The following is a 257-nucleotide window of genomic DNA, read 5'->3' as shown; positions in this document are numbered from 1 at the left end:
ACTCTCACAAGGGGACAGCCCCTAACTACCATCGGCGCTGAGAAGCTTAACTTCCGTGTTCGGTATGGGAACGGGTGTGACCTTCTCGCTATCGCCACCGGACTATTGGATTAAAGGTGATGAAACTGATTTGCTTACGCAAAAAGCTTTGTACCTTCAAAACTAGATAATGGATGAAGAAGAGAAATTACAGAGAATCATATCAAGCGGATTTTTTCCACTTTTATTTGGTTAAGTCCTCGAACGATTAGTATCAG

At 42.8% G+C, this 257-nt stretch carries 1 rRNA gene; it reads right to left on the bottom strand.

Going from position 1 to position 257, the window contains the following annotated elements:
• Positions 1-102 (bottom strand): 5S ribosomal RNA (gene rrf, locus PZE06_RS29325); the annotation flags it as partial.
• Positions 103-257: the final 155 nt, after the last annotated feature.

The sequence above is a fragment of the Robertmurraya sp. DFI.2.37 genome (assembly GCF_029211245.1).
In the GTDB taxonomy this organism is placed as follows: domain Bacteria; phylum Bacillota; class Bacilli; order Bacillales; family Cytobacillaceae; genus Robertmurraya; species Robertmurraya methanolica_A.
This window is presented reverse-complemented; position numbering and strand designations above follow the sequence as displayed.